The sequence below is a fragment of the Streptomyces xingningensis genome, assembly GCF_054957865.1.
In genome coordinates, this window is the sequence record NZ_JBDJPF010000014.1 from 22,892 (window position 1) to 44,635 (window position 21,744).

The 21,744-nt window shown below is 71.8% G+C and carries 21 protein-coding genes and 1 pseudogene; 21 read left to right on the forward strand and 1 reads right to left on the reverse strand.

Features of this window, described 5'->3' with window-relative positions:
- Positions 1-283 precede the first annotated feature (283 nt).
- The 5 genes from nsdA (at position 284) to ffh (ending at position 7,879) form a co-directional block, all read left to right on the forward strand.
- Positions 284-1,822 carry a transcriptional repressor NsdA gene (gene nsdA / locus ABCR83_RS10120; protein ID WP_462694549.1) on the forward strand — a complete coding sequence of 513 codons (1,539 nt, stop codon included), beginning with the start codon at positions 284-286 and terminating at the stop codon, positions 1,820-1,822.
- 315 nt (positions 1,823-2,137) lie between these two features.
- The gene (locus ABCR83_RS10125; protein WP_462694550.1) at positions 2,138-3,430 is read left to right on the forward strand and encodes an ammonium transporter; all 1,293 of its coding nucleotides are present in this window, start codon (positions 2,138-2,140) and stop codon (positions 3,428-3,430) included.
- Complete coding sequence (locus ABCR83_RS10130; RefSeq protein ID WP_462694551.1) at positions 3,427-3,765, forward strand: P-II family nitrogen regulator; 339 nt, start codon at positions 3,427-3,429, stop codon at positions 3,763-3,765. Before ABCR83_RS10125 ends, ABCR83_RS10130 begins: the two co-directional genes overlap by 4 nt.
- A gap of 22 nt (positions 3,766-3,787) precedes the next feature.
- Positions 3,788-6,199 (forward strand): [protein-PII] uridylyltransferase, encoded by a 2,412-nt coding sequence (locus ABCR83_RS10135; protein ID WP_462694552.1) that lies wholly within the window; start codon positions 3,788-3,790, stop codon positions 6,197-6,199.
- A 132-nt stretch (positions 6,200-6,331) separates the two neighbouring features.
- A complete protein-coding gene (gene ffh / locus ABCR83_RS10140; protein WP_462694553.1) occupies positions 6,332-7,879 on the forward strand; it encodes a signal recognition particle protein in 1,548 nt (515 codons plus the stop codon).
- Positions 7,880-7,942: 63 nt separating this feature from the next.
- Here ffh and ABCR83_RS10145 read toward each other — a convergent pair whose 3' ends face one another.
- Positions 7,943-8,770 carry a class I SAM-dependent methyltransferase gene (locus ABCR83_RS10145; RefSeq protein ID WP_462694554.1) on the reverse strand — a complete coding sequence of 276 codons (828 nt, stop codon included), beginning with the start codon at positions 8,768-8,770 and terminating at the stop codon, positions 7,943-7,945.
- A gap of 235 nt (positions 8,771-9,005) precedes the next feature.
- On the opposite strand from ABCR83_RS10145, the gene proS reads away from it, so the two are divergent.
- The 16 genes and pseudogenes from proS (at position 9,006) to dprA (ending at position 21,736) form a co-directional block, all read left to right on the forward strand.
- On the forward strand, positions 9,006-10,430 hold the full coding sequence (proS, locus tag ABCR83_RS10150) for a proline--tRNA ligase (RefSeq protein ID WP_462694555.1): 1,425 nt from the start codon (positions 9,006-9,008) through the stop codon (positions 10,428-10,430).
- Positions 10,431-10,599: 169 nt separating this feature from the next.
- A complete protein-coding gene (locus ABCR83_RS10155; protein ID WP_462694556.1) occupies positions 10,600-11,190 on the forward strand; it encodes a hypothetical protein in 591 nt (196 codons plus the stop codon).
- 172 nt (positions 11,191-11,362) lie between these two features.
- A complete protein-coding gene (gene rpsP, locus ABCR83_RS10160) occupies positions 11,363-11,797 on the forward strand; it encodes a 30S ribosomal protein S16 (protein WP_462694557.1) in 435 nt (144 codons plus the stop codon).
- Between the two features lie 2 nt (positions 11,798-11,799).
- Positions 11,800-12,039, forward strand: coding sequence for an RNA-binding protein (locus ABCR83_RS10165; protein ID WP_020868149.1), 240 nt, complete (start codon positions 11,800-11,802; stop codon positions 12,037-12,039).
- Between the two features lie 82 nt (positions 12,040-12,121).
- Positions 12,122-12,673 (forward strand): ribosome maturation factor RimM, encoded by a 552-nt coding sequence (gene rimM / locus ABCR83_RS10170; protein ID WP_462694558.1) that lies wholly within the window; start codon positions 12,122-12,124, stop codon positions 12,671-12,673.
- Entirely contained in the window at positions 12,673-13,506 is an 834-nt protein-coding gene (gene trmD, locus ABCR83_RS10175; protein WP_462694559.1) for a tRNA (guanosine(37)-N1)-methyltransferase TrmD, read from the forward strand. The genes rimM and trmD overlap by 1 nt, the downstream gene beginning before the upstream one ends.
- A gap of 132 nt (positions 13,507-13,638) precedes the next feature.
- A complete protein-coding gene (rplS, locus tag ABCR83_RS10180) occupies positions 13,639-13,989 on the forward strand; it encodes a 50S ribosomal protein L19 (RefSeq protein ID WP_462694560.1) in 351 nt (116 codons plus the stop codon).
- Positions 13,990-14,034: 45 nt separating this feature from the next.
- Positions 14,035-14,865, forward strand: a complete 831-nt coding sequence (lepB, locus tag ABCR83_RS10185) for a signal peptidase I (RefSeq protein WP_462694561.1) — start codon at positions 14,035-14,037, stop codon at positions 14,863-14,865.
- A pseudogene (gene lepB, locus ABCR83_RS10190) lies at positions 14,852-15,850 on the forward strand (signal peptidase I); the annotation flags it as partial. The gene lepB (ABCR83_RS10185) and the pseudogene lepB (ABCR83_RS10190), both read left to right, overlap by 14 nt.
- Positions 15,822-16,814 (forward strand): signal peptidase I, encoded by a 993-nt coding sequence (lepB, locus tag ABCR83_RS10195; RefSeq protein WP_462694628.1) that lies wholly within the window; start codon positions 15,822-15,824, stop codon positions 16,812-16,814. The pseudogene lepB (ABCR83_RS10190) and the gene lepB (ABCR83_RS10195), both read left to right, overlap by 29 nt.
- Positions 16,815-16,897: 83 nt before the next feature.
- Entirely contained in the window at positions 16,898-17,653 is a 756-nt protein-coding gene (gene lepB / locus ABCR83_RS10200; protein ID WP_462694562.1) for a signal peptidase I, read from the forward strand.
- Entirely contained in the window at positions 17,646-18,152 is a 507-nt protein-coding gene (locus tag ABCR83_RS10205; protein WP_462694563.1) for an NUDIX hydrolase, read from the forward strand. The genes lepB (ABCR83_RS10200) and ABCR83_RS10205 overlap by 8 nt, the downstream gene beginning before the upstream one ends.
- Positions 18,153-18,191: 39 nt before the next feature.
- On the forward strand, positions 18,192-18,500 hold the full coding sequence (locus ABCR83_RS10210; protein WP_462694564.1) for a DUF2469 domain-containing protein: 309 nt from the start codon (positions 18,192-18,194) through the stop codon (positions 18,498-18,500).
- A gap of 43 nt (positions 18,501-18,543) precedes the next feature.
- Positions 18,544-18,954 carry a YraN family protein gene (locus ABCR83_RS10215; protein ID WP_462694565.1) on the forward strand — a complete coding sequence of 137 codons (411 nt, stop codon included), beginning with the start codon at positions 18,544-18,546 and terminating at the stop codon, positions 18,952-18,954.
- Positions 18,954-20,561, forward strand: a complete 1,608-nt coding sequence (locus ABCR83_RS10220) for a YifB family Mg chelatase-like AAA ATPase (RefSeq protein ID WP_462694566.1) — start codon at positions 18,954-18,956, stop codon at positions 20,559-20,561. The genes ABCR83_RS10215 and ABCR83_RS10220 overlap by 1 nt, the downstream gene beginning before the upstream one ends.
- On the forward strand, positions 20,558-21,736 hold the full coding sequence (gene dprA, locus ABCR83_RS10225; protein ID WP_462694567.1) for a DNA-processing protein DprA: 1,179 nt from the start codon (positions 20,558-20,560) through the stop codon (positions 21,734-21,736). Before ABCR83_RS10220 ends, dprA begins: the two co-directional genes overlap by 4 nt.
- The last annotated feature ends 8 nt before the right edge of the window (positions 21,737-21,744 follow it).

A 21,744-nucleotide genomic window follows, 5' to 3' on the forward strand; every position in this document is an offset into this window, starting at 1 on the left:
TGGAGGGCTCCGGGAGTTCATTCGTTGGGGTGGCGAATGGTGGCGTTTGCTGGACTGCGCTCGCCTCACCGGTGATCGTAGGATTACTTTCGGTGCATAAGCCGTGCGAACTCCGGGAGGATGGGGCCGGTCGTCGCAGTCCAGGGCCGCCACAACGGGCGGCGCGGCGGCGGTGGTTCGCGCGCGGAAGACGTACGGAAGACGTACCGGAAGGCTTCGCGTGCGCAAGCACGGGAAACACCGGGCACGGGAAACCTACGCGGTAGGGAATGGGGGTGTTCCAGTGGGCGGCGACGTCGGTGGCACCGTTGGTGCCGACAGGGCTGACGGGGCTGGTGCGGCCGGCAAGGTCGACAAGGGCGAGAAGCGCCCCAATGAGCAGCTCAACTCCTGGTTCCTGCGCAGCGGCTGGTCCAAGGGTGAGCTGGCACGCCAAGTGAACCGCAGGGCCCGGCAGTTGGGGGCCCACCACATCAGCACGGACACCTCCCGGGTGCGCCGCTGGCTGGACGGCGAGCAGCCGCGAGAGCCGATCCCGAAGATCCTCTCCGAGCTGTTCTCCGAGCGCTTCGGCTGTGTGGTGGGCGTGGAGGACATCGGGCTCCGGGTCGCGCACCAGTCGCCGTCCGTGTCGGGGGTGGACCTGCCCTGGGCGGGCCCGCAGACCGTCGAGCTGATCAGCGAGTTCTCCCGCAGCGACCTGATGCTCGCGCGGCGCGGTTTCCTGGGCACCTCGCTGGCGCTCTCGGCGGGGCCGGCGCTCATCGAGCCCATGCAGCGCTGGCTGGTCCCCGGCCCGACCGGCCGGGACGGCGACCAGGCCGGCGCGCTGCTCCCGCCGGACCGCTCGCGGCGCCCGCCCAAGCTGTCCAAGCCGGAGCTGGAACTGCTGGAGTCCACCACCAGGATGTTCCGGGCCTGGGATGCCCAGTGCGGTGGCGGGCTGCGCCGCAAGGCCGTGGTGGGCCAGCTCCATGAGGTCACCGATCTGCTCCAGGAGCCACAGCCGGAGGCCACCTCCAGGACGCTCTTCAAGGTCGCGGCCGAACTGGCCGAGCTGGCCGGCTGGATGAGCTATGACGTAGGGCTGCACCCCACCGCCCAGAAGTACTTTGTGCTGGCCCTGCACGCTGCCAAGGAGGCCGGGGACCGCCCCCTCGGTTCGTTCATCCTCTCCAGCATGAGCCGCCAGATGATCCATCTGGGGCGGTCGGACGATGCGTTGGAGCTGATCCACCTCGGGCAGTACGGCTCGCGGGAGACGGCCACCCCGCGCACCCAGGCGATGCTGTTCGCGATGGAGGCCCGGGCCTACGCCAACCTGGGCCAGCCGGCCAAGTGCAAGCGCGCGGTGGCGATGGCGGAGGACTGCTTCGCCGACTGCGTCCCCGGTGACACCGACCCCGACTGGATCCGGTTCTTCTCCGAGGCGGAGCTCAACGCGGAGAACGCCCACTCCTACCGGGACCTCGCCTATGTGGCCGGGCGCAGCCCGACCTACGCCTCGCTGGCTCGGCCCAAGATGCAGCGGGCGGTCGACCTCTTCGCGCAGGACGAGGTGCACCAGCGGTCGTATGCGCTCAACCTCATCGGCCTGGCCACCGTGGAGTTGATGGAGCGCGAGCCGGAGGAGTCCACGGTGCATGCGGCGAAGGCCATGAAGATCGCCAAACAGGTGCGCTCGGAGCGGGTGAACAACCGCCTGCGCAAGACGGTGGACAACGCCGTCCGTGACTTCGGCGACGTGGCCCAGGTGCGGCAGCTGACCGAGCAGCTCTCCGCCCACCTGCCGGATTCGGTGGAGGCCGCCCACGTGGTGTGAACCCACCGGCCTCGTCCGGCCCCGGTACCCGGCCGCGGCGGCCCTCCCGAACAGCCCGACTCGGCTCCCCCACGCCAGGTCACTCCGGGAGGCCGCCGCGGTCGGCCCTGTGTTCCCGCCACGGTCTGTGACGGCAGAGGCGGGAGCATGGCCGAATTCACCCGCACGTAACACTCCCGCGGTCTTCGTCACCGACGCGAAACAGTCGGCTGCCCTGGCCGAAACCGTGCTGCGTCAGCCTCGAGGCCACACCGGCCCATGGGGAAGGCTGCCCGCACGGGGGCACGGGCCCGTCGTTGCGAGGAGACACCGACCATGAATGGCGCAGACACCGCATTCGTCTTGATCAGCGCCGCGCTGGTGATGCTGATGACGCCCGGCCTGGCCTTCTTCTACGGCGGCATGGTGCGGGTCAAGAGCGCGCTCAACATGCTGATGATGTCCTTTGTCTCGCTCGGCATCGTCACGGTGCTGTGGGTGCTGTACGGATACTCGCTGGCGTTCGGCGACGACCTGGGGGCCGGGCTGCTCGGCAACTTCGACCACATCGGCCTCAAGGGCATCAGCCCCACGACCCTGACCGGCGGCAAGGAGGGCATTCCGGTCTTCGCCTTCGCCCTCTTCCAGCTGATGTTCGCGGTCCTGACCCCCGCGCTGATGAGCGGGGCGCTCGCGGACCGGGTGAAGTTCAGCGCCTGGTCGCTGTTCATCACCCTCTGGGTGACGATCGTCTACTTCCCGGTGGCGCACTGGGTGTGGCAGCCCGGAGGCTGGCTCTTCAAGCTCAAGGTGATCGACTTCGCCGGCGGCACCGCCGTGCACATCAACGCCGGAATCGGCGCGCTCGCCGCGGTGCTGGTGGTCGGCAAGCGGATCGGCTTCGCCAAGGACCCCATGCGCCCGCACAACCTGCCCCTGGTGATGCTCGGCGCCGGACTGCTGTGGTTCGGCTGGTTCGGCTTCAACGCCGGTTCGGCGCTCGCCGCCAATGGCACCGCCGCCAACATGGCGCTCAACACCCAGGTGGCCACCGGAGCCGCGATGCTCGGCTGGCTCGCCTACGAACGGGTCAGGCACGGCGCCTTCACCACCCTCGGCGCGGCCTCCGGAGCCGTCGCGGGCCTGGTCGCCATCACTCCGTCCGGCGCCGCGGTGAACGCCTTCGGCGCCATCCTCATCGGCCTGGTCGCCGGAGCCGTCTGCTCCTGGGCCGTCAGCCTCAAGTTCAAGCTCGGCTTCGACGACTCGCTGGACGTGGTCGGCGTCCACCTGGTCGGCGGCGTCATCGGCACCCTGCTCGTCGGCCTCCTCGCCACCGACGGCATCGGCGGCGCCACCCAGCTGGGCCGCCAGGCGGCGGGGGCGTTCTCGGTCCTGGCCTACTCCTTCGCCGTCTCCTGGGTCCTCGCCAAGCTGGTCGACAAGACGATCGGCTTCCGGGCCACCACCGACGACGAACTCGGCGGCGCCGACCAGGCCTTCCACGCCGAGACCGCCTACGACTTCAGCGCCACCGGCGGCGCCTCCGCCGCCCGGACCGCCCCGCACACCACCGCCGCGCGGCCCGGGAACAACGGGCAGCCCGAGCAGCAGAAGGTGGACGCATGAAGCTGATCACCGCGGTCGTCAAGCCGTTCAAGCTCGATGAGGTCAAGGAGGCCCTGCAGAACTTCCGGGTCCAGGGCCTGACCGTCACCGAGGTCAAGGGATATGGCCGCCAGCGCGGCCACACCGAGGTCTACCGGGGCGCCGAATACACCATCGACCTGCTGCCCAAGGTCCGGCTGGAGATCCTGGCGGAAGACGATGACGTCCCCGACATCGTCGACGTCATCGTGAAGACCTCCCGCACCGGCAAGATCGGCGACGGCAAGGTATGGGTCGTCCCGGTCGAGACGGTGGTACGGGTACGCACCGGCGAGCGCGGCCCGGACGCGCTCTGAACCATCCACGAGGGAGCCCGAGTTGACCGACGCCAGACCGGATCAGAACGACTCGGGAACCGGCTGCTACGCGGCGGCCCGGCTGCGCCTGCTGCACGAGCGGGCGCTGACCGGGCCGCCGCTGCGCACCGCGCTCGCCCGGCTGACCGACGGATGGCTGAGCGCCCTGCTGGGCCGCGCCCAGGACGTCGCGCTGGTGGCCGTCGGCGGCTATGGCCGGGGCGAACTCTCCCCGCGCAGCGACCTCGACGTCCTGCTGCTGCACCGGGAATCGGCCGACCCGGCCCGCGTCGCCGCCATCGCCGACCGCGTCTGGTATCCCGTCTGGGACATGGGCCTCGCCCTCGACCACTCCGTGCGCACCCCCGCCGAAGTGCGCCGGACCGCCGCCGCCGACCTCAAGGTGCACCTCGGCCTCCTCGACGCCCGGCACCTCGCCGGCGACCCGGCCCTCACCGCCGCCCTGCGCACCACGGCCTATGCGGACTGGCGCGCCCAGGCGCCCGCACGGCTGCCGGAACTGCGCGAACACGGCGAGGAACGGGCCCGCCGCCAGGGCGAGTTGAGATTCCTGCTGGAGCCGGATCTGAAGGAGGCGCGCGGCGGTCTGCGGGACGCCACCGCGCTGCGCGCCATCGCCGCCTCCTGGCTGGCGGACGCCCCGCGCGAGGGCCTGGAGGCCGCCCGTGCCCTGCTCCTCGACACCCGCGACGCCCTGCACCTGACCACCGGACGGGCCACCGACCGGCTCGCGCTCCAGGAACAGGACCAGGTCGCCGCCCGGCTCGGCCTGCCCGACGCGGACACCCTGCTGCGCCGGGTGTACGAGGCGGCCCATACGGTCTCCTACGCCTGTGACGTCACCTGGCGCGAGGTCGGCAGGGTGCTGCGCGCCCGCGCGGGCCGGCCCCGGCTGCGCAGAGGTGGGGGTACCTCCCATGCCGTTCAGGCTATGGGGGACGGCGGGCGCGGGGGCCGGGGCGGATTTGCGGAACCCGAGCGCGTCCCGCTGGCGGAGGGCGTGGTCGAGCAGGACGGCGAGGCGGTCCTGGCCCGCACGGCGCGCCCCGAGCGCGACCCGGTGCTGCCGCTGCGCGCGGCGGCAGCGGCGGCCCGGGCCGGGCTGCCGCTGTCCACCCACGCCGCACGGCGCCTGGCGGCGGCCGGCCCGCTGCCGGTGCCCTGGCCGGACGAGGCGCGCGAGCAACTGGTCACCCTGCTCGGCGCGGGCGAGCCCACGGTCGCCGCCTGGGAGGCGCTGGAGGCGGAGGGGATCGTCTCCCGGCTGCTGCCCGAGTGGGAGCGGGTGCGCTGCCGCCCGCAGCGCAACCCCGTCCACCGGTGGACCGTCGACCGGCACCTGGTCGAGACCGCCGTCCGGGCCTCGGCCTTCACCCGCCGGGTGGCCCGCCCCGATCTGCTGCTGGTCGCGGCGCTCCTGCACGACCTGGGCAAGGGCCGCCCCGGCGACCACTCGCTGGCCGGCGAGGCGATCGCCCGGGAGGTGGCGTCCCGGCTCGGCTTCGGGGCCGAGGACACCGAAGTCCTCGGCACGCTCGTCCGCCACCATCTGCTGCTCGCCGAGACCGCCACCCGGCGCGACCTCGACGACCCGGCCACGGTCCGTACCGTGACCCGGGCCGTCCGGCGGGCCGGCACCCTGGAGCTGCTGCACGCCCTCACCGAGGCGGACGCGCTGGCCACCGGCCCGGCGGCGTGGAGCAGTTGGCGGGCCGCGCTGGTGGCCGACCTGGTGCGCCGCAGCGCCGCGGCGCTCGCGGGCGAGCCGGTCGCGGAGCGCAGGGCGCCGACGGCGCCGAGCGAGGAGCAGCGGGCGCTGGCCGAGGAGGCTCGCCGCACGGGCGGCCCGGCGGTGGCGCTGTCCGGTACCGAGCTGCTGATCGCGGTCCCGGAGCGGCCGGGCGTACTGCCCGCCGCCGCCGGGGTGCTCGCGCTGCACCGGCTGACGGTCCATGCGGCGGAGCTGGCCGGGGGTGCGGTGCTGTCGCTGAGGTGGCGGGTGTCCGCCGAGTACGGGGAGCCGCCGGAGGCCGCGCGGCTGCGCAACGATCTGGCACGGGCCCTGGACGGCTCGCTCGACCTCGAGGCGCGACTGGCCGAGCGCGAGGATGTGTACTCGGCGGCCAACCGCCGGCGCCGGGGCGTGGCGTGCGCGCCGCCGTCGGTGACCGTGGTGGCGGACGGCCCGCGGGACGCGACGGTGCTGGAGGTGCGGGCACAGGATGCGCCGGGCCTGCTGTACCGGATCGGGCGGGCACTGGAGGGCGCCGGGGTGCGGGTGCGGAGCGCGCATGTGTCGACGCTGGGCAGCAGCGTGGTCGATGCGTTCTATGTGACGGGGGTGGATGGGCAGCCGCTGGGGGAGGAGGCGGCGGTTGCTTTGGCGGGGGTGGTGGGGCGGGCACTGGCGTGAGGGGTTGTGCGCCCCGGTGCCTCCCATGCCGTTCAGGCCAGGAGGGAGGGACCGGGGCTCCCTCCGACGCGGGTGCGGATACCCTGGAGGGCGATTCCCTTCCGCCCCCGACCCCGAGGACCGACGAGCGCCGTGTTCGACACCCTTTCTGATCGCCTCGCAGCGACCTTCAAGAACCTCCGCGGCAAGGGGCGCCTCAGCGAGGCGGACATCGACGCCACCGCTCGCGAGATCCGCATCGCCCTTCTCGAGGCGGACGTCGCCCTCCCGGTCGTCCGGGCCTTCATCAAGCAGGTCAAGGAGCGCGCGGGCGGCGAAGAGGTCTCCAAGGCCCTCAACCCGGCGCAACAGGTCGTCAAGATCGTCAACGATGAGCTGGTCGGCATCCTCGGCGGTGAGACCCGCCGCCTCCGGTTCGCCAAGACCGCCCCCACCGTGATCATGCTCGCGGGTCTCCAGGGCGCCGGTAAGACCACCCTCGCCGGAAAGCTCGGCCGCTGGCTCAAGGGCCAGGGCCACTCCCCGCTGCTCGTCGCCTGTGACCTCCAGCGCCCCAACGCCGTCAACCAGCTGAGCGTCGTCGCCGAGCGGGCCGGGGTGGCCGTCTACGCGCCGCAGCCGGGCAACGGCGTCGGCGACCCGGTCCAGGTGGCCAAGGACTCGATCGAGTACGCAAAGACCAAGCTGCACGACATCGTCATCGTCGACACCGCCGGCCGCCTCGGCATCGACGCCGAGATGATGCAGCAGGCCGCGGACATCAAGTCCGTGGTCAACCCCGATGAGACGCTCTTCGTCGTCGACGCCATGATCGGCCAGGACGCCGTCAACACGGCGGAAGCCTTCCGCGACGGAGTCGGCTTCGACGGTGTCGTCCTCTCCAAGCTCGACGGTGACGCCCGGGGCGGTGCCGCGCTCTCCATCGCGCATGTCACCGGCAAGCAGGTCATGTTCGCCTCCAACGGCGAGAAGCTGGACGACTTCGACGCGTTCCACCCGGACCGCATGGCGTCCCGGATCCTCGACATGGGCGACATGCTCACCCTGATCGAGAAGGCCGAGCAGACCTTCAGCCAGGCCGAGGCCGAGAAGATGGCGGCCAAGCTGGCGAAGGGGCCCAAGGAGTTCACGCTCGACGACTTCCTGGCCCAGATGGAGCAGGTCCGGAAAATGGGCAGCATCAGCAAGCTGCTCGGCATGCTGCCCGGCATGGGCCAGATCAAGGACCAGATCAACAACCTCGACGAGCGCGATGTCGACCGCACCGCCGCGATCATCAAGTCGATGACCCCGGCCGAGCGCCAGGACCCGACGATCATCAACGGCTCGCGCCGCGCCCGCGTCGCCAAGGGCTCGGGCGTGGACGTCAGCGCCGTGAAGTCGCTGGTCGAGCGGTTCTTCGAGGCCCGCAAGATGATGTCGCGGATGGCCCAGGGCGGCGGCATGCCCGGAATGCCGGGCATGCCCGGCATGGGGGGCGGGGCGGCCCGCAAGAAGAAGCAGGTCAAGCAGGCCAAGGGCAAGCGCCAGAGCGGCAACCCGATGAAGCGCAAGGCCGAGGAGCAGGCCGCCGCCGCCCGCCGGGAGCAGCAGGCGGCCAACCCGCTGGGTCTGCCGGGCGCCGGTCAGGACCCGAAGAATTTCGAACTGCCCGATGAGTTCAAGAAGTTCATGGGCTGATCCGGCCCGCCGAGCGCACTGCCCCCGGCCGTCGGCCGGGGGCTTTCGCGGTCAAGTGGCCGGTCACGCCCGGGCGATGAGATAGCGGAAGACATTGGGCAGCCAGACGGTGCCATCGGTGCGCACATGCGGCTGGAGCGTCTCGACCAGCTCCTTGGTCACCTGTTCCTCGTCCGTGCTGCGCAGCGCCGCGTCGAAGGCGCCGGTCGACAGCAGGCCGCGTACCGCGCTGGCCAGGTCGGCGTAGCCGTACGGGCAGGACACCCGCCCCGAACCGTCCGGCCGCAGCCCGGCCTGGCGGGCCAGGTTCTCCAGGTCGTCGCGGCCGCTCGGCCGCCAACGGGCGGCCGTGGTCGTCGGGTCGGCGAGCCGGGCCGCCACCCGCAGCACCGCGGAGGCGGCGCAGCGCTCCGGCGGACCCCAGCCGGCCAGCACGACCGGGGCGCCGGGTTCGGCGCAGGCGGCGGCGCGGGTGAGGGACCGCGCCATGCCGTGACCGGTCCCGCCGGCGCAGTGCAGCGGATCGAAGGCGGTGACGAGGTTGAACGGGCGTCCGTCCGGGGCCGGTACGCATTCCGGGCCGCCCTGCCCCAGCCGGCCGTCCCGGGTGCCGTACGGCCGGCTGGTGAGCCGTTCCCGGGCCAGGTCCAGGCGGCGGCCGTCCGCGTCCACACCGCTGACCGAGGCGCCGCGGGCCGCCGCCATCAGCAGGGCCAGGCCCGATCCGCAGCCGAGGCTGAGCAGCCGGGTGCTCTCCCCGACGTCCAGCCGTTCGTGGACCGCCTCATAGAGCGGCACCAGCATCCGTTCCTGGATCTCCGCCCAGTCGCGGGCCCGCGACCGGGGCGGAGCTGAGGGCGGACGGTGCTGTCGCAGGAGCGTCGGTGTCATCGCATGGGCCCCCATCTCGCCGAGTGGTGTGATCCTTCCGAAGCTGCCTCCGCCCCCATGTGTGCTGCCGTGCGCTCTGCCGCGAGGCATCCCCCGATGCCAGAGAACTGCGCCTGGGCGTCCGAGTCCAGTGAATGGCGCCAGAAGGTTCCGCCACGCCCCCGTTGGCATGTGCCGGTTGCCGGGGCGGGAACGGATTCGCACTCCGCCGGACCGGGCCCGTACCATTCGCCCCATGGCAAAGGCTCCCATTCTCACCCCCCAGGCGGAAGATTTCCCGCGCTGGTACCAGGACTTGATCAACAAGGCCGAGCTGGCCGACAACGGCCCGGTGCGCGGCACCATGGTCATCCGACCGTACGGGTACGGGCTCTGGGAGCGCATGCAGCAGGAGATGGACGCCCGGATCAAGGACGCGGGCGCCTCCAACGCGTACTTCCCGCTCTTCATCCCGCAGTCCCATCTGACGCGGGAGGCCGAGCACGTCGAGGGCTTTGCGCCCGAGCTGGCGGTCGTCACGCACGCCGGCGGCAAGGAGTTGGAGGAGCCGGTCGTGGTCCGGCCCACCTCCGAGACGATCATCAACGAGTACTTCTCCAAGTGGGTGCAGAGCTACCGCGACCTGCCCCTGCTGATCAACCAGTGGGCCAATGTGGTCCGTTGGGAGCTGCGGCCCCGGGTCTTCCTGCGCACCAGCGAGTTCCTCTGGCAGGAGGGGCACACCGCGCACGCCACCCATGAGGACGCCCGCGACTACGCGGCCCGCATCCACCGCGAGGTCTACTACGACTTCATGGTCAATGTGCTGGGCATCGATGTGGTGCTGGGCCGCAAGACGCCCAAGGAGCGCTTCGCGGGCGCGATCAACACCCTCACCCTCGAGGGCATGATGCGCGACGGCAAGGCGCTGCAGATGGGCACCAGCCATGAGCTGGGCCAGAACTTCGCCAAGGCGTTCAACACCTCGTACCTGTCCAAGGACGGGCACCAGGAGCTGGTTTGGCAGACCTCGTGGGGCGTGTCGACCCGGATGGTCGGCGGTCTGATCATGTCGCACGGCGACGACAACGGCCTGCGCGTCCCGCCGCGGCTGGCGCCGGTGCAGGCCGTGGTCCTGGCGATCAAGGGCGATGAGGCGGTGCTCGCCAAGGTCCGGGAGATCGGCGAGGTGCTCAAGGCCGCGGGCGTGCGGGTGCAGGTCGACGACCGCACCGACATCCCGTTCGGCCGCCGGGCCGTGGACTGGGAGCTCAAGGGCGTGCCGGTGCGGATCGAGATCGGCCCGCGCGACCTCGAGAACGGCACCGCGATGCTGGCCCGCCGGATCCCGGGCGGCAAGGAGCCGGTACGCGTCGACAACGCGGCCGAGCTGGCCGCGCTGCTGCCGAAGGTGCTGGAGGAGGACCAGGCGCTGCTGCTGCGTCAGTCGCGCGAGCTCCGGGAGTCCCGTACCGCGGACGTTTCGACCATCGCCGAGGCCGCCGAGGCCGCCGCCGCCGGTGGCTGGGCGCGCATCCGGTGGGCGGACCTGGGGTCCGAGGGCGAGGCCGAGCTGGCCGAGCAGGCGGTGTCGGTGCGCTGTTTGGTGGGCGAGGACGGCTCGGTGCCGGAGGCCGATGACACCCCGGGCACGGTCGCCCTGGTGGCCCGCGCCTACTGAGTTCGCTGCTGACCCGTGAGTCAGTTCGCCCCGTCTTGCAACAGGTGTCCGCACCCGCCCTCGTCAGGGCGCATGAGGCGGGATAGCGAAGGAAACTGACTGGTACGTGCAAATTATTTGGGATGGCCCGGTATCGGAACACCGGGCCACCCCGGCTCGTTGTCACGACGTGAGCACGACACCACCTGTTCTCGCCGCAGAGCTGGCGCAGGCGTGGGCCGACATTCAGCGGTTCCACCCCGAGCTGCCGGATCTCGCCGCGCCCGAATCATTGATCGGGGAGTCGTCGTCCGCCTGTGGCGCCGAGCTTTCCTTCGAAAGGCTGCTGCACGAGGCAGTGCACGGCATCGCGGCCGCCCGCGGTGTCCGGGACACCTCACGCGCCGGCCGCTACCACAATCGCCGGTTCCTGGCGATCGCCGAGGAGCTGGGGCTCGACCACAGTGATGAGCCGCATCCCAGCAGCGGCTTCTCCCTGGTCGTGCTCACCCCGGAGGCGCGCAAGCGCTACCGCCCCACCATCGACAGACTGCAGCGTGCCCTCAAGGCCCACACGGTGGCCACCGCCGCCGACACCTCCCGCACCTTCCGTGGCCCGGCGGCGCGCCACGGTTCGTCCGGCGGCGGCGTGCGGGTGAAGGCCGTATGCGACTGCGGGCGCAATGTCCGCGTCGTGCCGTCCGTGCTCGCCCAGGCGCCGATCATGTGCGGCGGCTGTGGCCAGCCCTTCCGGATCCCGGAGGCCATGTCCGTGGGGTGAGCTCCCGGGTGGGAGGCCCCCGGCCGGTGTGGCACAATGGGTCGCTGTACTCGACAGTCGCACAGGACCCCTCTCTCCTCCGGCTGACGCGTCCATCGGGCACCCGAGTACCGCAACCCCACGTGGCATCTTGTTGTGCCCAACCACGTCAAGACCAGGAGACACCACTTCCGTGGCAGTCAAGATCAAGCTGAAGCGTCTGGGCAAGATCCGTTCGCCTCACTACCGCATCGTCGTCGCCGACTCCCGTACCCGCCGTGACGGCCGGGCCATCGAGGAGATCGGCCTGTACCACCCGGTGCAGAACCCCTCGCGCATCGAGGTCGACTCCGAGCGTGCGCAGTACTGGCTGGGTGTCGGCGCGCAGCCGACCGAGCCCGTGCTGGCCATCCTCAAGGTCACCGGCGACTGGCAGAAGTTCAAGGGCCTGCCGGCCCCGGCCCCGATGCTCGTCGCCGAGCCGAAGGCCGACCGCAGCGGTCTCTTCGAGGCCGCTGTGAACGCCGCCGGCGAGACGAAGGGTGAGGCCATCACCCCGAAGGCGAAGAAGTCGAAGGACGAGGCCGAGGCTGCTGACTCGGCGTCCTCTGAGTCGACCGAGGCCTGAGCATGCTCGAGGAGGCCCTCGAGCACTTGGTCAAGGGCATCGTCGACAACCCCGACGAGGTGCAGGTCGCATCCCGCAACCTGCGCCGCGGGCGCGTGCTGGAGGTCCGGGTCCACCCCGATGACCTCGGCAAGGTGATCGGCCGCAACGGCCGTACCGCCCGCGCGCTGCGCACCGTCGTGGGCGCCATCGGCGGCCGTGGCATCCGCGTCGACCTCGTCGACGTGGACCAGGTCCGCTGAGCGGTGACAGAACACCGGCACGGGCCGGGAAGGGTTTCCCTTCCCGGCCCGTTTCCGCATGTGTACGAGAGAAGGACAGCAAGTGCAGCTGGTAGTCGGCAGGATCGGCCGCGCCCATGGCATCAGGGGCGAGGTCACCGTTGAGGTGCGCACGGACGAGCCCGAGCTGCGGCTGGGGCCCGGCGCCGTGCTGGCCACCGACCCCGCGGGTACGGGGCCGCTGACCATCGAGGCGGGCCGGGTGCACAGCGGGCGGCTGCTGCTGCGGTTCGAGGGCGTGCACGACCGTACGGGCGCCGAGGCGCTGCGCAACACGCTGCTGATCGCCGAGGTGGACCCGGACGAGACGCCCGAGGACCCCGAGGAGTTCTACGACCACCAGCTGATGGACCTGGAGGTCGTCACCCTCGACGGCACCGTCGTCGGCCGCATCGCGGAGATCTCCCATCTGCCCTCGCAGGACCTGTTCATCGTGGAGCGGCCCGACGGCGGCGAGGCGATGATCCCCTTCGTCTCCGAGATCGTGACCGAGATCGACCTGGCGGCCCAGCGCGCGATCGTCGACCCACCGCGCGGCCTGCTGGACGGCGACCGGGCCGAGACCGCGAGCGGCCGCGAGGAGGGTGACGCCTGATGCGGCTCGACGTCGTCACCATCTTCCCCGAGTACCTCGAACCGCTGAACGTCTCACTCGTCGGCAAGGCCCGGGCGCGCGGCCTGCTGGATGTGCGGGTGCACGACCTGCGCGAGTGGACGCACGACCGGCACCACACCGTCGACGACACCCCCTACGGCGGCGGCCCCGGCATGGTGATGAAGCCCGGGCCCTGGGGCGAGGCGCTCGACTCGGTCATCGAGTCGGGGGAGACCGCGGCCGATGGCGGCTCCGCCGCGGAGCCCACGCTCGTCGTTCCGACGCCCAGCGGCAAGCCCTTCACCCAGGAGCTCGCCGTCGAACTGTCCGCGCGGCCCTGGCTGGTCTTCACCCCGGCCCGCTACGAGGGCATCGACCGCCGGGTGATCGAGGAGTACGGCGAGCGCCTCGAGGTGCGCGAGGTGTCGGTCGGCGACTATGTGCTGGCCGGCGGCGAGGCTCCGGTGCTGGTCATGGTCGAGGCCATCGCCCGGCTGCTGCCCGGGGTGCTCGGCAATGCCGAGTCGCACCGCGACGACTCCTTTGCGCCCGGGGCCATGGCCGACCTCCTGGAGGGCCCGGTCTACACCAAGCCGCCCGAGTGGCGCGGCCGTGGCATCCCGGAGGTGCTGCTCAGCGGCCACCACGGCAAGATCGCCCGCTGGCGCCGCGACGAGGCGTTCCGGCGTACGGACCGCAACCGGCCCGATCTGATCGAGCGCGCCGACCCGGCGTCCTTCGACAAGAAGGACCGCGAAATGCTCTCGATCCTGGGCTGGGCCCCGGGGCCCGACGGCCGATTTTGGCGAGCGGGCCAGGCCATGGAAGAATGAGCCGTTGCCTTGCGTCCGGCGCACGCCCCTGCCACAGGGGGAACGACGTCCGCCCGCCGTGATCGGCACACCTTTCCACTTCAGCACGAGTTCCGCTGATGACCTGTGGCATCGGCGAGGAAGCAGACGATCATGTCCCACCTGCTCGACGACGTCAACGCCGCAACGCTGCGCACCGACGTTCCCGCCTTCCGTCCCGGTGACACCGTGAACGTCCACGTTCGCGTCATCGAGGGCAACCGCTCCCGTATCCAGCAGTTCAAGGGCGTGGTCATCCGCCGCCAGGGCGCCGGCGTCAGCGAGACCTTCACGGTCCGCAAGGTCTCCTTCTCCGTCGGCGTCGAGCGCACCTTCCCGGTGCACAGCCCGATCTTTGAGAAGGTCGAGCTGGTGACCCGCGGTGACGTCCGCCGCGCCAAGCTGTACTACCTCCGTGAGCTGCGCGGCAAGGCCGCGAAGATCAAGGAGAAGCGCGACAACTGAACTTCCGTCCGGCGCCCGGGCCCGGCCGGATAGGCTCTCGGCTCGATGGACACCGACGAACAGCTCTCGGAGCGCGGCCGCACACCCGAACCCGTCCAGGGGGAGAGTGAGCGGCCGCGCTCCTCGCGTATTCCGCGGCGCCCGTCGCCGCGGGCGGTGTGGCGGTGGCTGACCGGCGGGGGTCCGCTACGCCGGGCGGGGGTGCTGCTGGGGGCCTGCCTGATCTTTCTGCTGCTGGTCAGCAGCTATGCCGTCCAGCCCTTTGTGATCCCGTCCGGTTCGATGGAGAACACCCTCCAGGTCGGTGACCGGGTGCTGGTCAACAAGCTCGCCTACCGCTTCGGGGAGCAGCCGCGCCGGGGCGATGTGGTGGTCTTCGACGGCACGGATTCCTTCGTCCGGGACCGGCCGTCCGAAAACCTGCCCACCGCGCTGGTGCGCAAGGTGGCCTCGTCCGTCGGCCTGATGCGCCCCGCGGCGACCGACTATGTGAAGCGGGTCGTGGGCACGGGCGGCGACCGGGTGGTGTGCTGTGACCGGCGCGGCCGGATCGTGATCAACGGGCGGTCGGTGACCGAGGACTATCTCCACCCCCAGGACGCGCCGTCCCGGGTGCCCTTCGACGTTGTGGTGCCCGAGGGGAAGCTGTGGGTGATGGGCGACCATCGCAGCGCCTCCAGCGACTCGCGCGACCATCTGGGGGAGCCCGGCGGCGGCATGGTTCCGGTGTCCCGGGTCATCGGGCGTGCCGACTGGATCGCCTGGCCCTTCGGCCGCTGGGAGGCGCTGGAACGGCCCGCCGCCTTCGCGGACGTACCCGATCCGGGCCGGGGGGCGGGCGCGGCGCACGGCGGGGGCGCGCATGGGCGGTCGTAGCCGGCGGCGCCGGGGGGACGGCGGTTCCGCGCCGGACCCCTCGGCGGGCCCGGCCGGGGCGGGCACCGGGGGGCGGGCGGCGCGGCGGATGGCCGCGCGGCGGGCGGCGCGGCGGCGGCGCCGGTCGGTGGTCAAGGAGGTGCCGATCCTCATAGTGGTGGCGCTGTTGATCGCCCTGGTGCTGAAGACCTTCCTGGTGCAGGCGTTTGTGATCCCGTCCGGCTCGATGGAGCAGACGATCCGGATCGGCGACCGGGTGCTGGTCGACAAGCTGACGCCCTGGTTCGGGGCGCGGCCGTCCCGGGGTGATGTGGTGGTCTTCAAGGATCCCGGGAAGTGGCTCGAGGGGGAGCGGCGGAGGTCCGGGCCGGATCCGGTCGGGATCAGGCAGGGAAAGCAGTTGCTGACCTTCATCGGTCTGCTGCCGTCCGCCGATGAGCAGGATCTGATCAAACGAGTGGTCGGAGTCGGGGGCGATACGGTCAAGTGCTGTGAGAAGGACGGCAGGATCACCGTCAATGGAACGCCGCTCCAGGAGCCCTATGTCCACCCCGGAAACCCTCCCTCGCAGCTGAGGTTCGAGGTGCGGGTTCCGGTCGGCCGGATCTTCGTACTGGGCGACCACCGTTCGGACTCGGCCGATTCACGGTCCCATCTGGACGAGCCGGGGCAGGGCACGGTCCCGGAAGACCTGGTGATCGGGCGTGCGCTGGTCATCGTCTGGCCGGCCGGGCACTGGCGGCGGCTGGAGGAACCGGACACCTTTGCGTCGGTCCGGGACGCGCCGCTGCCGGGGGCGCGGGCGGAGAGTTCGCCGCATAGGGTGTCCCCCACGGATCGGCAAGGAATGACCGGGCTCCCGACCCCTGCGGAACTCCCGCTCGTTATGGGAGTGGTGGGCCTGCGTCGGATGCGCGACAGGCGACAGCGCGGAGTGAGGAGTGGATGTGGGGGATTTGGCGGTCGGCGCGCGGTCCGGTCACGGTGAGCCCGAGAAGCGGCCCGGGAGCGCCGAGGGAGAGCCCAGGAGCCAGGCGCCGGACGAGCCCATCTCCCAGGCGCCCCACGGGTCCGCGGAAGAGCCCGCGGAGGCGGAGGCCGACGGGGTGACCTCCCCGGAGGAACCGGCCGAGGGCAAGGGGCCGGGTAAACCGGATAAAAAGGCTCCCAAGAAGCAACGATCCTTCTGGAAGGAGCTGCCGATCCTCATCGGCGTCGCCCTGATCCTCGCGCTGTTCATCAAGACCTTCCTGGTGCAGGCGTTCTCGATCCCCTCCGAGTCGATGCAGGACACCCTCCAGCGCGGGGACCGGGTGCTGGTGGACAAGCTGACACCGTGGTTCGGCTCCAAGCCCGAGCGTGGTGAGGTGGTCGTCTTCCACGATCCGGGCGGCTGGCTGAACGAGAACCCGGCCCAGGAGTCCGGTCCGATCGCGGGCGGCATCCAGAAGGTCCTCAGCTTTGTCGGCCTGATGCCCTCCGCCGAGGAGAAGGACCTGATCAAGCGGGTCATCGCGGTCGGCGGGGACACCGTCGAGTGCAAGGGCGACAACAACCCGGTGACGGTCAACGGCAAGGCCCTCAAGGAGCCGTACATCTTCCCGGGCAACACCCCCTGCGGCGACAAGCCCTTCGGGCCGGTCAAGGTCCCCAAGGACCGGATCTGGGTGATGGGCGACCACCGTCAGAACTCGCTGGACTCCCGCTACCACATGGGCATGAACGACGGCACGGTCTCGGTGGATGACGTCGTCGGCCGGGCCATCGTCGTCGCCTGGCCGGTGAACCGCTGGGCCACGCTGCCCGTCCCGGACACCTTCGACCAGCCGGGGCTGAACGCGGCCGCCGCGGCACCCCCGGCCCTGGGCCTCGTGGGTGCGGTGCCGCTGGTGCTCTGGCGGCGGCGTCGGCTGATCAAGAAGGCGGAGTCCTTGCACCTGAAGGGCTGACCGACGTCCGTACCGCCGGGTAGTGTGCGATTCCGTGCCCCAGGGCATGCGGGGTCCGACCTTCTACGCGGCGGGGGAACGGGATGAGCGGAGCACCACGGAACGGCGACGGCCACGGCCGCGCGGGCAGGATACTGTCCGGGCTGGCCGTGGCCGTCGGTTGCGTGCTGTTCCTGGGCGGCTTCATCTGGGGCGCCATCGTGTACAAGCCCTATACGGTGCCCACCGATTCGATGGTGCCCACCATCGCCCGGGGCGCCCGGGTCCTCGCCGAGCGCATCGACGGCGGGGAGGTGCGGCGCGGGGACGTGGTCGTCTTCCGGGACAAGGTCTGGGGTGATGTACCGATGATCAAGCGGGTCGTCGGTGTCGGAGGGGACACCGTGGCGTGCTGTGACCGGCGGGGCCGGATGACGATCAACGGCCGGTCGATCGAGGAACCGTATCTTCACGACAGCGGGCCCGCCTCGCCGACGGGCTTCTCCGCCACCGTGCCCAAGGGGGAGCTGTTCCTGCTCGGGGACCACCGCTTCGACTCGATCGACTCCCGGACCCATCTGGCCAAGGACCACGGCACCGTCCCGGTCGGCGAGGTCAGCGCGCGCGTGGACGCCAGGGCCTGGCCGATGGACGATTGGGGCATGATCGGCCGCCCCGACTCCTTCGCCGCACTGCCCGGCGGCACCTCCCGGGAGGGGCCGCTGCCCCTGCTGGCCATCGCGGTGCCGGCCGGTGCCGTACTGATCCTGGCCGGTGCGGCGTACGGGCCCGTCGCCCGCCGCCTGTCGGGCCGGGCGGCCCGGGAAAAGGCCGGAAAAGTGGCGGCACCCCATGGCTGACCGGGGCCAGGATGTCGCGGGTACCCGCAAGGCCGCCCGGGTGATCCTGCTCGACGCACACGACCGGATTCTGCTGTTGCACGGCTATGAGCCCGACGATCCCTCCGTCACCTGGTGGTTCACTCCGGGCGGTGGCCTGGAGGGTGACGAGGGCTGGGAGGAGGCGGCACGCCGGGAGCTCGCCGAGGAGACGGGCATCACGGAGATCGAACTCGGCCCGCTGCTGTGGCGGCGTCACTGCTCCTTTCCCTTCGACGGCCGGCGCTGGGACCAGGAGGAGTACTACTTCCTGGCCCGTACGCGGCAGGCCGGGACCTGGACCGGCGGGGAGACGGAGCTGGAGCGGCGCAGCGTCACGGGGCTGCGGTGGTGGAGCTGCGGGGAACTTCTCGCGGCCCGTGAGACGGTGTATCCGACCAAGCTCGCCGAGCTGCTGCGCGCACTGCTCGACGAGGGTCCGCCCAGTGCGCCGGTGCTCCTGGAGACGGAGCGGGCCTGACGCACAATGGGGGGACGCACGGCTGAAGGGGAACATGCCATGAGCGCCGAGGACCTCGAAAAGTACGAGACCGAGATGGAGCTGAAGCTCTACCGGGAGTACCGCGACGTCGTCGGTCTGTTCAAATACGTGATCGAGACCGAGCGGCGTTTCTATCTCACCAACGACTATGAGATGCAGGTCCACTCCGTGCAGGGCGAGGTCTTCTTCGAAGTCTCGATGGCCGACGCCTGGGTGTGGGACATGTACCGGCCGGCCCGGTTTGTGAAGCAGGTACGGGTGCTGACGTTCAAGGACGTCAACATCGAGGAGCTGAACAAGACCGATCTCGACCTTCCGAGTGGCTGAGTTCTCCACAACCGGCGAGTAGTCCACCAAGATCCAATAGTTTATGGCGGATGCCTCACAGTCGGTGCCGGAGGTGGTGCCGATGTGGGGCTCCGGACGTGCCCGGCAGGCGATCGGCCGCTATGGGGAGGACCTGGCGGCGCGCCGGCTGACCGAGGCCGGGATGACCGTGCTCGCGCGCAATTGGCGGTGCAGGCTCGGGGAGATCGATGTGGTGGCGCTCGACGGCGACGCGCTGGTCGTGTGCGAGGTGAAGACCCGCCGGGCGAGCCCTTATCAGCACCCGATGGCGGCCGTGACGCCCGGCAAGGCCGAGCGGCTGCGCCGGCTCGCCGAGCGCTGGCTGGAGCGGCACGGCGGGCCGCCGCCGGGCGGGGTGCGGATCGACTTGGTGGGCGTCGTGGTGCCGAGCCGGGGTGCGCCGGTCGTCCAGCACGTCAAGGGGGTGGCGTGATGGCCTTCGCCCGCACCTGTTCGGTGGCCCTGGTCGGCGTCGAGGGCGTGGTGGTCGAGGTGCAGGCCGACCTGGAACCGGGCGTCGCTGCCTTCACCCTGGTGGGTCTCCCCGACAAGAGCCTCAGCGAGAGCCGGGACAGGGTGCGTGCGGCGCTGGTGAACTCCGGCGCCGAGTGGCCGCAGAAGAAGCTCACCGTGGGGCTGAGCCCGGCCTCCGTGCCCAAGGGCGGCAGCGGCTTCGACCTCGCCGTGGCCTGCGCGGTGCTCGCCGCCGCCGAGCGCATCGAGCCAGGCCGGATCGCCGACCTGATGATGATCGGGGAGCTCGGCCTGGACGGCCGGGTGCGCCCGGTGCGCGGCATCCTGCCCGCGGTGCTGGCCGCGGCCGACGCGGGCCACCGGCAGGTCGTGGTGCCCGAGCGCACGGCGGCGGAGGCGGCCCTGGTACCCGGCGTGGAGGTCCTCGGCGTGCGCAGCCTGCGGCAGCTGATCGCCGTACTCACGGACGAGCCGGTCCCCGAGGAGGAACCGCCGGGTGAGGGCCGGCCGGACCCGATGCTGGCGGGCCTGGCGGTGCCGGGCGCGGGGCACGCCCTCGGGGCGTTCCCGGGCGGGTTCCGGCCCGACCTCGCCGAAGTCGCCGGCCAGCCCAGGGCACGCCGGGCGCTGGAGGTGGCCGCCGCCGGGCGGCACCACCTCTTCCTGCTGGGGCCGCCCGGGGCGGGCAAGACGATGCTGGCCGAGCGGCTGCCGGGGCTGTTGCCACCGCTCACCCCCGAGGAGTCGCTGGAGGTCACGGCCGTGCACTCGGTGGCCGGGACACTGCCCGCCGGGCAGCCCCTGATCGACCGGGCACCGTACTGCGCGCCGCACCACTCGGCGTCCATGGCCTCGTTGGTCGGCGGCGGGTCGGGGCTGCCCCGGCCGGGCGCCGTCTCGCTGGCCCATCGGGGCGTCCTGTTCCTCGACGAGGCGCCCGAGTGCAGCCCGCGGGTGCTGGATGCGCTGCGCCAGCCCCTGGAGTCGGGGCATGTGGTGGTGGCCCGCTCCGGAGGGGTGATGCGGCTGCCGGCCCGCTTTCTGCTGGCGCTCGCCGCGAACCCCTGCCCATGTGGCAGACACGGGCTGACCGGGGACGGCTGCGACTGCCCGCCCCAAGTGGTCAGGCGCTATCTGGCCCGGCTGTCCGGGCCGCTGCTGGACCGGGTGGATCTGCGGGTGACCGTCGAGCCGGTGGCCCGCTCCGAGCTGGCCGGGCTCGGTGCCCGGGCCGAGCCGACGGCCGAGGTCGCCGCGCGGGTCCGCGCCGCCCGGGAGCGGGCCGCCGCGCGCTATGCGCAGACACCGTGGCGCACCAATAGCGAGGTGCCCGGCCATGAGCTGCGGACCCGCTGGCGCGTCGAGCCCCGGGCGCTGGACGAGGCCGAGCAGGAGATGGGGCGCGGACTGCTGACGGCACGCGGTTTCGACCGGGTGCTCCGGGTCGCCTGGACCCTGGCGGATCTCGCCGGACACGACCGTCCGGACGTGACGGACGTGCGGCAGTCCCTGGAGCTGCGGACGGGGGTCCGGCGGGGTGCGATCATGGCCGGGGGCGTGCCATGACCCGGGTGGCGCCGGAGGAGCGGCTGGCCCGGGCCGCGCTGACCCGGCTGACCGAGCCGGGTGACGAGAGCGTGGGCCGGTGGGTGCGGGAGATGGGGGCCGCGGGGCTGGTGCGGGGGCTCACGGGGCAGGGGCCGCCGCCGCGCGGGGCGCGGGCGGACCGGCTCGCCGGATGCCGGGCCCGCGCCGCCATTCTCGATCCGGGCCGCGACCTGGACACCGTCGCCGGGCTGGGCGGCCGCTTCCTGTGCCCCGGTGAGACGGAGTGGCCGCGGCAACTCGACGACCTCGGCGACGCCCGGCCGCTCGGCCTGTGGGTGCGCGGCAGCCCCGATGTGCGGCTGTGGGCGCTGCGCTCGGTGGCCGTGGTCGGCGCCCGCGCCTGCACCGACTATGGCTCGCATGTCGCGGCCCTGCTCGGCGCCGGGCTCGCCGAGCGGGGCTGGGTGGTGGTCTCGGGTGCGGCCTATGGGGTCGACGGCGCGGCGCATCGCGGGGCGCTCAGCGCGGGCGGGGCGACGGTGGCGATGCTGGCGTCCGGGGTGGACGTGCCCTACCCGCGCGGGCATGCCGAGTTGATCGGCCGGATCGCGGAACAGGGGCTGCTGTTGGCCGAGTTGCCGCCGGGCGGGCATCCGACCCGGAGCCGCTTTGTGCTGCGCAATCGGGTCATCGCCGCATTGACGCGGGGGACGGTCGTGGTGGAGGCCGAATATCGCAGCGGTTCGCTGGTCACCGCGCGCAGGGCCCGGGAGCTCGGCCGGTACACGATGGGCGTTCCGGGACCGGTCACCTCGGGGCTGTCCACGGGGGTGCACCAGCTGCTGCGCGAGGGGGCGTGCCTGGTGAGTGACGCCGACGAAGTCGCCGAACTGGTGGGCGACATGGGGGAACTGGCTCCCGAGCGCCGGGGGCCCGTGGTGGCCAGGGATCTGCTGGACTCGCTGACGGCAGGGGTGCTGGAAGCCGTGCCCGGCCGTGGCGGGAACACGGAGTGTGTCGCCCTCAACGCCGGTCTGGGCCGGGACCGTACGCTCGGCAAGCTCTATGAGCTCCAGTCCCTGGGCTTTGTGGAACGGCGGGGCGATCGCTGGCAGTTGGCTGACCCGCCGTCAACATCCGGCATACCCAAGCCCCCCGGACGGCGCCCCGCTGTGCGGCGAGGCGGACCTTGACCTGGGGC